Origin of the sequence: Bradyrhizobium sp. SBR1B, assembly GCF_014198205.1 — a bacterium.
Lineage (GTDB): Bacteria > Pseudomonadota > Alphaproteobacteria > Rhizobiales > Xanthobacteraceae > Bradyrhizobium.
Window position 1 is genome coordinate 37,411 of sequence record NZ_JACIHC010000027.1, and the last position, 12,804, is coordinate 50,214.

Consider the following 12,804-nt stretch of genomic DNA (forward strand, 5'->3'; position numbering starts at 1 on the left):
GATTGGCGACCACGGCCGCGTGCCGACCTATCCGTTTGCACACAACCAAGACCCAGAGCCGACTTCACCCCTACGGCAGCCCAGCGATTTGCAATCCTAGGCATATGCGTTCCCGGCCCGCCAAGTACATCGGATTGTCGCTTGCGGCGCCTAAGCGATATCGTCGGATGCTAAAGTTGGGATCCAGAGCAATCCCCGCACGCCCTGCTGCCCGCCCCTCGTCCAGCTCGCCAGAAAGTGCCAAGGCAGCGGCAAGATGGATATGGGCGATGGAGTAGTTTCGGTTTTCTTCGACGCAACGGCGAAGCCAACGAACCGCAGCCGCGTCCTCTCCAAGTAGCATCTTTGATACGCCTGCGGTGTTCCACCACCGGAACGCGAAAATATCGCGTGGTGAGAGCCGCTCCGCCTCTTGAACGCTCAGTACGCTTTGCTCGGCGTAGCCAAGCAGTTGCTTGCCGTACGCGATCATTCCCCATGCGTTGGCCAAGTTTCGGTCCAGAGTAAGAGCTCGTTCACACTCAGCAATTCCGCTCTCCACTCGTTTGGTCTGCATCTGTACAACTCCCAGAAATGCATGAGCCAGCGCGTTGTTGGGCGCGAGTGACAGCACCCTCGTCAGTAGAGGTTCGGCAGCGGCACAATGCACCCATCGGTCTTCGTCAACAAAAGTAGAGCCGAAAGCGGCTTCGACACGTCCCTTGCCAAGTAGCGCCTCGACACTGTTTGGATCAACGTTCAAAGCTCTTTCGAAAAAAGCTCGCGCCGTCGTCAGGTTTTCGCGGGTCGGCCCCTTATAAATCCAGACCATGCCCTGGAAGTACAATTCCAGGGCATTCGGATTAAGGGCGCGTTCTGCCCGCTTCGCTTCAGCTAGGACGAGTTCGGCATCTAGCGCGTTGGCGAGCCTCGACACAATCTCGTCCTGCATATCGAACAGATCGGCCACCGGCTTGTCGAAGCGCTCGGCCCACAGATGTTGGCCGGTTTCGGCATCGATCAATTGCACAGCCACACGAAGCCGGTTGCCGCTGCGCTGCACCGAACCTTCGAGCACATAACGGACATTCAGTTCGCGACCGATCTTTCTCACGTCAACAGGTTTGTTCTTGAATGTGAACGCAGTATTACGCGCGATCACGAACGAGCCGCTGATGCGTGACAAGTCGGTGGTGAGGCTCTCGGTCACGCCATCGACAAAGTAATCCTGCTCTAGACCGCCGCCGATGTTTGCGAAAGGCAGCACCACCATGGACAGACGCGGCGCTGTAGACGGGCTTGGCATCGCATCGCTGCGCTGCGCCCCCGAACCAAGCGGGTCAACAGTGCGTCTCGAGACTTCCTGCACCGCACCAACGAAGCGGAAGCCTTTGCGAGGCAATGTCTTGATCAGTCGCTGCTTTTCCCCTGTGTCGCCGATTGCGTTGCGCGCCGCATTAAGGCGGGTGGTAAGCGCAGCATCCGAGATGATACGGCCATTCCAGATGGCGCTTATCAAATCGTCCTTCGTAACGACCCGTTCGTTGTTGCGGATTAGATATTCGATCAGATCAAATACTTGCGGCGGAACAGGAACCACTTCTTGACCGCGATGCAGCTCGCGCCGATCAACGTCCAAGGCGTACTCATCAAAGAGGAAGCGCACCTGCCAAATCCTCCGGGCCCATGCCAGGAAATCTGGAGGCAAAAGTAAGCCAAAGATGAGCGAAATGTAAGCCGCACGTTAAGCGAGCTTTGGCGGGTCCCGTAGGCTGCTCAGACCGAAACAGCGTCTGGAGCAATGCCATGTCCACAATCTCTCTTCTGGTCAGGTCGAACCGATACCGTCCAACCCGGTCTGGCTTGAGCCTATTGAAGCGCTGCTGGTCCGCGCTGACCGATTGGTGCGAGCGCGAGAAGCTGCGATCCCGGCTATTGGACCTCGGTGACGCTGAACTGCGCGATATCGGAATCACCCGAGGAGAGGTCGACTATGTTTCGGCCCACCGATCCGGTGATCCGAGAGGCGGTGTGAGCTCGCACTAAAATAGCGGATCAGGGTGCGACCGGAGGTCCGCCTCTGGCCCTTCTGCGAAGTTACGCCGCGTCTGACGGAGGTCCGCTCATCCGGTCAGAGCGGACTAGATTTACTCAATCTGAGTTCTTCGCGTTTTGACCCCAAGCAGACTTGGGTCGCGGCATTTTGGGCTCCTCTGCTCATCGCCGTACCGTTTTAGAGTGTGTTAGGCTTCGTACGACGATGAAGCGTTTCCTACGGAGGGTTTCATGCGGCGGCGCCACTTCATCGCGCTTCTTAGTGCAGCGGCAACGTTGCCGCTGACAGCGCGGGCACAACAGGCGGCGATGCCTGTCATCGGTATGCTGTCAATGAATTCGCCAGGCTCTGATATTGAGGCGTTCGACAGAAGTCTTGGACCGGGGATATGTGTTCGGCAGAAACGTTACGAAAGCGGCCCGATGGGCCGAAGGAAATCACGACAAGCTTGCTGAGGTTGCAAAAGAACTCGTAAGCCTGAACCCAAGCTTGATCGTGGCACCAGGCAATGTGGTTGCTCTCGCTGAAGGCGCGCCAAGCGTCGCTCTGGCACGCCGCCGATCACTTCCGGTCTACTCGGGTAATCGGACGTCCTCAGGCTCGCTTGCCACTTCGCCGACGGGCCACTACGAGACATGTCGGCCTACTCGACCACTTCGTTGCGCTTGGGGGATTGCCTCAACCAGGCCTGCCTCTACCAGGCGCGCGACGAGCTCGTGATCGAACAGGGGAGTGCTGATCCACGATTCGGAAGTTAACTGCTGCAGAAACGCGCGTTCGATTTCCGTCAGGTCCACGGCTGCCTCTCCGAGGACAACTCGACGGGCATTAGTGCCGTTCCGCTTCAGTAAGCGGGACAAACCCATCACGTGGGACCTAAGGCGCTTACAAGCCCGATGACGTTGGGGACGAGCCCAACGACGATCCATAGGACAGGTGAGCTGGACGACAGACCGGCAGCAATGATCCAGACGCCGAAGAGGACGATGATCGTCGAAATCGCATAAGCAACCGCTCTGTCCATGGGCGAACCGCGGGTTTTGTCGCCATTCGACGCCGAGCCGGGCCAAACGTTCCTGCGCAAGCGCCTCCGAGGGATAACAGCGGGGCGCCAGTGCGAACCGGCGCGCCCCTCGGAGTGACCCAGGAGCTGCAAGCCGTCGGAATGGCATCCGGAAATGCAGCGGCCCCAGCGAAGGACGCCGGGGCCGTTTTATTTAGTCGATAAGCGGAACGACTTTCCCGCTTCCAAGTCGAATCCAAGCTCTCGGCCAGTCCCCAAGCCAAAAGCCCCCCGACTCCGGTTTTGCGCTATCAGCGGCACAGCGGACCTCACGCGCACGATTCCGACGTGGGCTCATGAGCACACTTCCTATGGCAAGCCTCGCCCCGCAAATCTGGTTCACTGCGATTTTACGCAAGCGGCCTCGGCCAAGTAGCCGGCGGCCGAAAACCTCACCAGTGGCCGTTTACAGCCGAGGCCGTTGGAAGTCCGCCTCATCGAGCGACAGGTCGGAGAGCCTTGATACCCTCACCCAATCGGCGCCGAGCGGAAAGCGGGCGGTCGCGCGTCCCTGCAAATGGGCGGCCATCCAAAGGACCCGCAAGAAGCAGAAAGAGAGGTTTATCGGAGCTGTTCATCCTTCGAGCGATGGGCACCGAAGATCCAATTGAGAGCCTCGGGCGGCCGGACCGCTTGACGGTAGAAGTCCAGACGCTGGTCATCGTGCGTACCGTCTAGGCTAATCGTCCCTTCCCTAAGGCGGATCACGATTTGCACGTCCGCACCATCGGCTTGGAGACAAGCAACATAGGCATCGACGCGCTCCTGATCCATGTGGAGCTTTGCCTCGTCTAACCACGGTCCTATTGCGGCAATTAGGTTTTCGGTTGCAGTCATGCCCGTTCTCTCCGATGCGGGTGCGGCCGTTGCAGCCCGCGGCACGCGACACAACGCCTGACCTTAGACTTCGAAACGTAGGCCCTCGTTCCAAGCTCGGAGGGCCATTTTCGGCCCGAAGTCCACCGATAGGCCAGAGGGTGTTTCTTAAATGGATCGTCGCCGCCGCAGGCGCGACACGCTGGCCGCGCCCCGCGCGCGTTTGCTAGGCGATCTTCGTGGTGCCCGTAGTTGCCCAGGTAACCGCGTCTCAAGGTGCGCTTCGGAGGACCCGCCAAAGCGCCGACACAAATTTCCAGAGTGGCCGGGATGACGCATCGTCCTGTCGATCCGGCGCGGCCGAGGGTACGTCGCCGTCCAATTCGGTCGGGCGCCCCACCATGCCTTCCAGCCGCGATGGTAGCGGGGTGAGATCGTCCGTGAGGGTGCCGCGAAGTCGCTCACCAATTTCGTTGCAGATCGCCCGACGATGCTCCACGGGCGCGGTCGAAGGGGTATCTGTCATGGCTGCCACCGTTGGCCTTGACGTGCACCGCCTCCTTGCCGTGCACGGATATCCTGCCGCCACCGTAGTAACGAGCGACATGCCACCTTGATCCCGGCTTCGCACTAATACCGCTGCTCCGAACGTCCAAAGTTCTCCGATCGGCAATCGGGCTCCCGTGCTATCATGTTCGCCCGCGTGGGCTTAGGAGGCAAGAAATGTCTACCTACCTGCGATTACAAACCGTCGATTTAAAGCCGGAAATGGTCAGCCGCATCACGGCAGCTTACGAGCAGGCGCTCCATACGCTTTGTGTCCAGGATCGCGACGACCCGCTCGGAAATGGTCGCGAGCAAGATCATCAAGATCGCGCAAACGGAGGTCCTCGCCCCGGCACAAATTGCGGCCTTGGCGATCAAGGAACTCGAAATGCGTTAGGCATCTTTGCCTAACGCGCGCTTGGAACTGAAACATTCCCGACTTCGGCAGGTTGGCTATTGGGCTTCGGGGCTTCGCAATATGCGAGGCACGCTATGACGCCTCTACCACCGGGCGAAGCAATTCTCACTGTCGGCGTTATGAGCCTCACTGTCCTAATCGAGGTTGCGCTTTTCGCCTCGATCGGGATGTTCTGATGGACGCGCGCGGCGGTTTGGCCCGGGAACGCCTCAATCCCGGCCGAAATTTTTCCATCGTTCGCAACCACGGACCAGCCCGCAACGGAACCAATTTTCATCGAACAATTGTCTTGTCGTCAGCGATGGGAGGATCATCGCCATGAGGATCAAATATCTCTCCGCGATTGTAATAGCTGTTCTTGCCGCTGGTACCGGGATGGCCGTCAATTCTCTCGGTTCGCTGCCTACCGAAACGCAGTCCACGCCGAACATGCAAGTGGCAGACCGACTAGCTGCCTCGGTTGATCCATTCTTGCTTCGGTACGGTGGCTAATAGGCGGCGTTGCAGCCAACGGTGCTTGCATCCAGTGCTAATTCATTTCGCGCTGTGGTTGGATTTTTATTCGCGCAGCAGCGATCTTGAGTTGTTTGACGAAGTTTTGCTGAAACAGAAGGCTGCTATGCTAGATTTTAGGTAATTAGCCCTGTTCCGTTTTTGCACCGACAAGCAAGTTAGCTGATCATCCTTTGAAGTTTGACGCAGCTTGTGGATGGGCTCACATCGGGCAGCATCGCTGGGGCTTAGAAACTCGGAATATCTCATAGCGATACTCAAACGATGGGGGCCCCCATGCCCGCCATATTCAACCTGCTCTATCGCGAATACTGCCGCGCCCGCCTCGCTGAAATGCGGAAACAGCTTCTGATTGCCAGACAAAGTCCTGAAGGCCTGCAAGCCGATTATGTTCGTGCTGATCAGGATAGCGTTGGCAGGACAGACACGCAGCATGAAATCAATTACGGCGCGCCGAATTGAAGCGGCCGCGATCTCCTCGAGGTCGCAATAACGACCAAGCGGCGATGGCTCGGGATACCCCTTTCCGTATGAACTAAGATTGTAACTGCGCAGTACTTCATCTCGGTTGTGAGGGCTGAACTCATGACGAAACACTTTTCGAAGCGCATTGTGATCGATGTGCTTGTAGTCGCCATATCTTTGATGACAATCACGATTGCAGCGACATCGTTAGGCGAGCCCATTGTTGCAGGGATTGCTGCTTCTATTCCGGGCCCATTCCATCTTGCGATGGAAAGGACACTTGCAGGCGCCGGGCCGAGCAAACCGACGCTCGCCCGCGCGCCAACGGGTTGCCGGCTTCGATCTGCTCCTCTGCCATGGAAGGTGGACTGGCTTTTCGGGCCGTCTGCGGCTCCCTTACGATGAATCCCCGCCCAAGGCCGCCGACCGCTGCCCTTGAGGCTTGACGGAAAGGGCAAGCAGACGATTTGCTCGCGTTCGCCGCGCCGTGATCGCCCTCGGCTATGTCGAGACCTTGACTGCCTGTGAAGTAGCTTACATCCCTTGGTTCGTGCGCGCCGCTAATATGAGGAAAGGTTCTTACCTCGACGGAGGCCTCCAATGCTCGCAGCAATCAAATGGAACTCCCGATATAGTGCTCGCGAATGGGCAATGATGGCTGTGGCGCTTGTCGTCCGCACACAGGCAAACCGGCAGAACGGCGAAAGGAAGCAAGAGAGCCACCCTGGAAGCATTTCGACGAAACCCATCATTGGGACTCGGGAGTTTCTGTCAGCAAGACTGGCGGATATCCAATCGGCGAGTCCGACGATTGGGGACCGACTGCTTGCCCGTCTGATCGGACGAGTGGCTTACCCACGCGTGCATCGCATTGTCGGTCCCGATAAATCCTTTGGCTTGGCCTAAGGCCGACATCACCCTCGCCTCCAACGTGCTAGGCTGAAACCTGGTCAGATCCTTCCGGGGGCTCGATGAAGCGCCGCGAGTTCATCACGCTGATTGCTGGCGCTGCGGCACTGCCGCTCGAAGCCCGCGCACAGCGGGCTGGCCAGCGGTACCGCGTTGCGACATTGGGGCCGCTACTGCCAAGCTTCTTCGATGAGCTGGGCAGAGCCGGCTTTGTCAGAGGCAGCAACCTTGAGATCGACGGCCGTGGCGAACGCGTGGCTGCCGTCTCTTACACCAGTGTGGCCGTTGAACTGACGGAGGCAAGTCCAAATGTCCTGATGGCGGTCGGGGCCGAAGCGGGGCGTGCAGCACAGAAAGCAACCCAGCGCATTCCAATCGTGGTGATCGCGGACGATTTGCTTGGCAGCAAGCTTGTCGCCTCGATGCCACATCCCGAAGGCAACACCACTGGTGTTTCCATCTTTGCGTTCCAGCTCGACGCCAAGCGATTGGAGCTGCTGCATGAAGCGCTGCCTGGTGCCCGGCGAATAGCCGCTCTCGCCGACCGCCTGCCGATACCAAACCTGAGCGCTCTCGAAAGTGCCGCCAAGAGGTTCGGCGTCGAGATCGTTCCGTTTGCCGCACAATCCGAGGAAGATCTCGTCCGTGTGATTGACGCCATGAAGGCCGAAGAGGTCGACGCCGTCAACCTGCTGGCATCGCCGATCTTGGCATCGAAATTCCAGTACCTGATCCGCGATCGGCTGGCCCTGCGCCGCCTGCCCGCCATTCTGCAGTGGCCCGAGCAGGCGGAAGAAGGCGGACTGATGGGCTACGGTCCCCGCCTCAGCGCGGTCTTCGACCAATGCGCGCGTCAGGTCGCAAGACTATTGAGAGGCGCAAAAGTGATTGACGTGCCCGTTGAGCAGCCGACCAAGCTTGAGCTGGTCGTCAATCTCAAGACAGCCAAAATGCTGGGTGTCGAAATTCCGCCGATGCTACTCTCTCGTGCCGACAGGACGATCGAGTGAGTTCTCGATTCGGCTTCGAGCGGCACGGGGAACGTCCGAAGTCGACGTGAGACCAGACGCCACCCGCTAACGCTCTTCGATCGATCTTGGTCATCGCTTTTCTCCCGACATACCGAACAAGCCGCCGCAGAAGCAGCGGGCAAAGTTCGTGGTGAACGGTAGTGAGAAACCGAAAAACGAAACGGTCTCTAAGAAAGCGTGCTTGCCGATAGCACAATTGCTCGTTTGCCCGGACGGTGATCTCGGCGCGTCCCGCTTGAAGGGCCGTGACATTCTACGTCAACTGACGCATTCGGGAAACAAGCGGGATCGCAAGAAGACACCGCGCCCCTAAGAATGGCCGCGATTGGCCCATCTGCGAAGTCGCGCCTCGTCTGCCGGAGGTCCGCTCATTGCTGCGGACCGGACCAGGTTTGCTCAACCAGAGTTCTTCGCATTTTGACCCAATGCGGAAATTTGGTACCTGTCCGACGCTGACCTATCGTGATTTGATGCCGCAAGATCAATAATGGGAGGATGCTATATGCTGACATTGTATTTTTCTCCGGGCGCTTGCTCCATGGCGGCCCACATCGTGCTGCAAGAGGGCGGCGAAAAATATCAGTCGCAACGGGTCAATTTCGCTGATGCCGAGCAGCGCTCCGAAGCTTACTTGAAGATCAACCCACAGGGTCGAGTACCTGCGTTAATCCTTGATGACGGCGAACCGCTGGCCGAAAACACCGCGATACTTCCGTACTTGGGCAAACGGTTTGGGCTTTGGCCGAGCGATCCGATCGCAGAGGCGAGAGTATTGTCGCTAATAGGCTTTTTGGCGACAAATGTTCATCCGTCTGTCGCGCATATGTGGAGGCCGGAGCGTTATGCGGCCGATCCCGCCGTACACCCTCAGATTTCTGAGAGGGGCCGCGAGACATTCGACGGATATCTCCAGCAGATTGACAGCAAACTGGAGGGGCGCGATTGGTTCTTGGACCAATACTCGGTGGCCGATCCCTACTTACTCGTTTTCTATCCTTGGGGATTGCGGAGAGGCTACCCCATGCAAGAGTTAAGGCATTTTACAGCCCTCAAGGATCGCATGTTGAAGCGACCGGCTGTGCAACACATCTTAGAGAAAGAGAAGATCAACATCTAAAACAGATGGCGTCTAACGTCCGCATCTGGCCCGGAGCAGTCTGTGAGGGCAGCGCAGAACACGTCTGCTCTGCCCCCGAAGTCAGACGTCAACTTGTTCTGCTATCGCGAGGGCATCGTCTACCTCGATGACGAGATATCGAACGGTGCTCTCGATCTTCGTATGCCCCAAAAGAAGCTGCACGGCTCGCAGGTTGCCGGTTCGGCGGTAAATCAAGGTCGCCTTGGTCCGTCGAAGGGAATGCGTCCCGAACAGATGCGGGTCTAATCCGATGTCGGCGAGCCAGCGGGATAGGAGGCGGGCGTACTGGCGGGTCGTCATATGTCCACCCAATCGCCGGCCTGTGAACAGGTATTCTCCTGGCTTCTTGCCGCTGATACGCACTAATCGTCTATTGCCTGCCGGGTCGATTCCGTCAGCTCACATTTTTACCGGCCGGCCGGTCTTCTTCGGACGGTCGCGCGGTCGGCCGAATATCCTCCCGGCGCAACATCATCAACTTTCAAGGCTACACGTCGCAGCCGCGCAGCTTGCTATCGATAGCGACGTTGAACATTGCCAAATCGCGCGTTCGGCCTTCGACCTGAAGCTTTGTTCGGATTGACCAAACGTGCTTGGGACGGAGCGGCGGCTTTGCGCCGATGATCTTGCCCTTGTTCCAAGGAGCATGTTTCGAGACGGCAGGGATGGTTGGGACATCGGTCATGATTGACCTCCTCAGGTAGTGAGGCTGGTCAATTTCAGCCCGCAGGCCCTCCAAACCCGCGTCCGCTTCGTGACGATTGGAGACGTACTTGGGTCCAATTTGAGCGAAGAGTGGGCCGCCTTTGACCCTTAGCTGACCAATCGCGGCAAGGTGCGCGATGGCAGCGTCTGACCCAAAGCCGATCTTCAGCTTGGCTGACAGCGCCAAATGCCCTCGGATGGGCACCTGTTGATCTGTATCAATAGCGCGGTTTTGCGTGGATGCTTGTTTGGAACTTCTACTTTGGCGTGCTGACCTGACCCCATTCCTCAAACGGTTGTCTAACACAACAAAGGGTGCCTCCATGATCGCGATCGATCGACGTGTTTTGCTTGTTCTTGGCGTTGCCGTATCGACGTGCTTGGCAGCCGCCGTACCATCGCGCGCACAATCCATATCGCCCGCGGAAGCGCAGCAGATCGCCACCGATGCCTATGTCTATGGATATTCGCTGATCACGACTGAAGTGACCCGCGTTCAGATGAGCAACGTGCCAAAGGTCGAGGGGTTCACAAGCCCGATCGGTCAATTCGTCAACGTTCCGCGCTATCCGCCTGCGGACTATCGCGGCGTCTCCGCGCCCAACGCTGACACGCTTTACTCGGTTGCTTGGCTCGATCTTGCGGAGCCGCAGGTATTCAGTCACCCAGACATGGGCGACCGTTTCTATCTCTTTGAGCTCACCGATTTGTGGATGTCGGATTCAGAGTCATCGCCAAGCAAGCGGACTGCAAGCGGAAAGGCAGCCAACTACTTGTTCACCGCGCCGGGCTGGAAAGGTGAGGTGCCGGCGGATATGAAACATTTTCCAGTGGCTACGCGCTACATGGTCATTCTCGGCCGCACATATGCCGATGGCAGCGAGGCCGACTACAAGGCCGTCAACGCGTTGCAGGCACAATATAAGATTACGCCCCTTTCCGCTTGGGGAAAGCCGTATACCCCTGTGACACCGCCGGTAAATCCGAGTCCGGGTTTCAGCATGACCGACAAACCGCAGTCGGTCATTCTTGCCATGGGAACGGAGGGATACTTCAATTTATTGGCTAAACTGATGGCATCCGCGGCTCCGGCGCCTGCGACGGATGCACCGATACTCGCGAGCATGGCGAAAATTGGTATCGAGCCTGGGAAGCCGTTCGAGATGAGCAAGCTTGACCCAGTTGTTCAGCAAGCATTGAAGGACATTCCACAGACAGCTCTGAAGAAGATCGAGGCAAACAAGGAAAACCTTGGTGGGATAGTCAACGGCTGGTCGGTTACCAAAGGGTTGGGTACCTACGGCCCTGCCGATTACATGAAGCGAGCGGTGGTGGCGGCATTTGGCTGGCCTGCCAATCAAGAGCGTGACGCTGTCTATCCGAACACCGAAAAGGACTCGGCTGGACAGAAGCTGAGCGGTGCGAACAAGTACACGTTGACCTTCCCAAAAGATGCAACGCCCCCCGTCAACGGTTTCTGGTCGTTCACCATGTATATGAACGACCAAGGCTGGTGGTTCGTCCCAAATCCACTCAACAGGTTTACCGTGAGCATGCGGGACAATCCGAAGTTCAATGCCGACGGGTCGCTGACGCTATACTTCCAAAACGAGTCGCCGGGCGCAGAGAAAGAAGCTAACTGGCTGCCCGCACCGAAAGGTGATTTTGTCCTAATGCTGCGGATGTACTGGCCAAAAGAGACTACCCCTTCCATCATTGATGGAAGCTGGAAAGTGCCGCACGTCGTCAAGGTCAACTGAGTTAAAACTAACTCCGCCGGCGCACGAAGTACAGTTGCCGGCGGAGTTCTCTGCGCGCGAAGTCGCTACGGACGGCCGCTTCTGGCCCAACTGCGAAGTTGCGCCGCATCTGCCGGAGGTCCGCTCACCGCTCCTCAATGGACATCGCGCGATAGCATGGAGCGGGCTCCGTTGCTTTTGGCACTCTCACGAGATTGACTGCCAAGTCAGTAAGGAACAGGCTTGTTTTTCGTATCACCCGCCACCTGCCTTCAATGTTAACGCGAGAAGAACATCTCAAACGGAGCAAGAAAGCCGCGCTCGCACTTCTGAGCGCTGGCCGTATGCGCGAGGCGGTCTCTTCGATGATGACGGATATCGTCAAGAGCCCAAGCAGCGCATTGCCTCATGAAATCCATGCATTCGGTATCTGTCTGCCGCGGCTGGCGACACAAAGGCGGTACGAGAATACATCGAAGGCTTTATCTGACTCTCTCAGCTCCATGACCCGCATTTGGCCCTTAACCGAATAGGGTTGAGCGCATTCCGGTGTCGGTTATCCGACGCAGGCCGGATGCGAGGCCGTGCCCGCTTCGATCGCCGCTCGCTTGCGAGCTATCTGCTGGCGAAAAATTGCTAACCCATGACGGTCTTATCCAGCGGTTTTGGTCCCAGGGCGCATGCGACGATTGGCTAGCTTGCGCTTGGTGGGCGACGCCTGTCTCCTGTCCAGAGGGAGGAAATCGCTATGAGTTTGTGGAGCGGTTTTGCGTTCCTCGTGATCGCACTCATCCTTTCGTTTGTCGGCCGTCCGAACAGGGCGGGAGAGCATCCTTGGTTCTTACGCTTTGATACCGCTGTCGTACTCTTTCCTCCAATCGTTTTGGTGTTCTACGCGGTCGGCTTTGCCGCCATCCTGAATGCATGGCTCACCAAATAGAACGCAGCCCTTGTTTCGGGCTTGAATTGCCACCATCGACTTGTATAAGGACGCATGGGTGCTCGCTGAATTGGGCAGCGACAGGTAATGCGATGGTCGGGCCGCCACGCGGATGACCTGCGCCCATGAATCACAAGCCTACATTTGGCGATTTGCCCACAGCCCAGCGGCTGGCGGAACAGGCTGCGAACACACTTCATCGATTTCTGCATGTCGAGGCGGTAAGCGGTTTAGCGCTTCTCGTTGCAGCGGCTGCGGCACTGTTCTGGGCAAATTCGACGGCAGCACATAGCTACCACGTCTTTTGGAATCTGCCGTTCGCAATTGGTCTTGGCGAGCACGTCTTCTCCCAGTCACTGCATTTCTGGGTGAATGACGTTTTGATGACTGCCTTTTTCCTTGTTGTAGGCATGGAGATTCGGCGGGAGGTTCATGAAGGCGCATTGAGCCGCGTCGACCAGGCCGTTCTGCCGCTAGTTGCTGCGG

Annotated in this window: 12 protein-coding genes; 8 read left to right on the forward strand and 4 right to left on the reverse strand. The window is 57.8% G+C overall.

Annotation, left to right across the window (positions count from 1 at the left end; genetic code table 11):
• Nucleotides 1–70: 70 nt before the first annotated feature.
• Nucleotides 71–1,645 carry a winged helix-turn-helix domain-containing protein gene (locus GGD61_RS36955; RefSeq protein ID WP_183232179.1) on the reverse strand — a complete coding sequence of 525 codons (1,575 nt, stop codon included), beginning with the start codon at nt 1,643–1,645 and terminating at the stop codon, nt 71–73.
• A 140-nt stretch (nt 1,646–1,785) separates the two neighbouring features.
• Between GGD61_RS36955 and GGD61_RS36960 the strand changes: the two genes are divergently transcribed.
• On the forward strand, nt 1,786–2,025 hold the full coding sequence (locus GGD61_RS36960) for a DUF1127 domain-containing protein (protein WP_183232180.1): 240 nt from the start codon (nt 1,786–1,788) through the stop codon (nt 2,023–2,025).
• A gap of 1,634 nt (nt 2,026–3,659) precedes the next feature.
• Here the strand turns inward: GGD61_RS36960 and GGD61_RS36965 are convergent.
• A complete protein-coding gene (locus GGD61_RS36965; protein WP_183232181.1) occupies nt 3,660–3,935 on the reverse strand; it encodes a hypothetical protein in 276 nt (91 codons plus the stop codon).
• A gap of 702 nt (nt 3,936–4,637) precedes the next feature.
• Here GGD61_RS36965 and GGD61_RS36970 point away from each other — a divergent pair.
• From GGD61_RS36970 to GGD61_RS36985, 4 genes are all read left to right on the forward strand, one after another.
• On the forward strand, nt 4,638–4,871 hold the full coding sequence (locus GGD61_RS36970; protein ID WP_246786141.1) for a hypothetical protein: 234 nt from the start codon (nt 4,638–4,640) through the stop codon (nt 4,869–4,871).
• Between the two features lie 796 nt (nt 4,872–5,667).
• Nucleotides 5,668–5,853, forward strand: coding sequence for a hypothetical protein (locus GGD61_RS36975; protein WP_183232182.1), 186 nt, complete (start codon nt 5,668–5,670; stop codon nt 5,851–5,853).
• Between the two features lie 974 nt (nt 5,854–6,827).
• Complete coding sequence (locus GGD61_RS36980) at nt 6,828–7,775, forward strand: ABC transporter substrate-binding protein (RefSeq protein ID WP_183232183.1); 948 nt, start codon at nt 6,828–6,830, stop codon at nt 7,773–7,775.
• A gap of 523 nt (nt 7,776–8,298) precedes the next feature.
• Entirely contained in the window at nt 8,299–8,913 is a 615-nt protein-coding gene (locus tag GGD61_RS36985; RefSeq protein WP_183232184.1) for a glutathione S-transferase family protein, read from the forward strand.
• A gap of 81 nt (nt 8,914–8,994) precedes the next feature.
• Here the strand turns inward: GGD61_RS36985 and GGD61_RS41730 are convergent, their stop codons facing one another.
• Nucleotides 8,995–9,234, reverse strand: coding sequence for a tyrosine-type recombinase/integrase (locus GGD61_RS41730; protein WP_409362487.1), 240 nt, complete (start codon nt 9,232–9,234; stop codon nt 8,995–8,997).
• A gap of 187 nt (nt 9,235–9,421) precedes the next feature.
• Nucleotides 9,422–9,826: a hypothetical protein gene (locus tag GGD61_RS41735; RefSeq protein WP_409362488.1), complete on the reverse strand. Its 405-nt coding sequence runs from the start codon at nt 9,824–9,826 to the stop codon at nt 9,422–9,424.
• 136 nt (nt 9,827–9,962) lie between these two features.
• Between GGD61_RS41735 and GGD61_RS36995 the strand changes: the two genes are divergently transcribed.
• From GGD61_RS36995 to GGD61_RS37005, 3 genes are all read left to right on the forward strand, one after another.
• A complete protein-coding gene (locus tag GGD61_RS36995; protein ID WP_183232185.1) occupies nt 9,963–11,399 on the forward strand; it encodes a DUF1254 domain-containing protein in 1,437 nt (478 codons plus the stop codon).
• A 727-nt stretch (nt 11,400–12,126) separates the two neighbouring features.
• Nucleotides 12,127–12,318 carry a hypothetical protein gene (locus GGD61_RS37000; RefSeq protein WP_183232186.1) on the forward strand — a complete coding sequence of 64 codons (192 nt, stop codon included), beginning with the start codon at nt 12,127–12,129 and terminating at the stop codon, nt 12,316–12,318.
• A 125-nt stretch (nt 12,319–12,443) separates the two neighbouring features.
• The coding region (locus tag GGD61_RS37005; protein WP_183232187.1) for a Na+/H+ antiporter NhaA at nt 12,444–12,804 on the forward strand (361 nt) is incomplete at its 3' end.